We start from the raw sequence: 348 nt of genomic DNA, 5'->3' as shown, positions 1-348 counted from the left end.
CCAGCAGGGTGAGCCCGGCGACCCCCTCGACCAACTCCTGATCCGAGGGGGCCAGCAGGGTGCCGCTCGCCTGCGGGCGAACCAGATGCCACTTGCCGTAATAGGGGGTCAGCGCCAGCGGCGATCCTGCTTGTTCGGGGGGCTGGATCACCAGCAAGGGGGCCGGATCGTCGGTGGCGGTGTGGATGGCAAACTCCAGCAACAGCTGGCTGCCACGGGCGGCCAGCACCGGTTGTGCAGCCTGCTGCAACGCATCGGCCGCAGATAGCGGGGCGATCTGCAGGGTTGGGGCGACATCCGTAATCGGCGTGAGGCTCAGTTGTTGCGAAGCTGGGGCTGGGGTTGGGG

Annotated in this window: 1 pseudogene; it reads right to left on the bottom strand. The window is 68.1% G+C overall.

From position 1 onward, the window contains the following. Window positions 1–348 (bottom strand): annotated as a pseudogene (locus tag BN1139_RS21535) (hypothetical protein); the annotation flags it as partial.

The sequence above is a fragment of the Aeromonas veronii bv. veronii genome (assembly GCF_000820225.1).
Taxonomy (GTDB): domain Bacteria; phylum Pseudomonadota; class Gammaproteobacteria; order Enterobacterales; family Aeromonadaceae; genus Aeromonas; species Aeromonas veronii.
The sequence above is the reverse complement of the archived record's forward strand: the minus strand, read 5'-3'. Positions and strand labels throughout refer to the sequence as shown.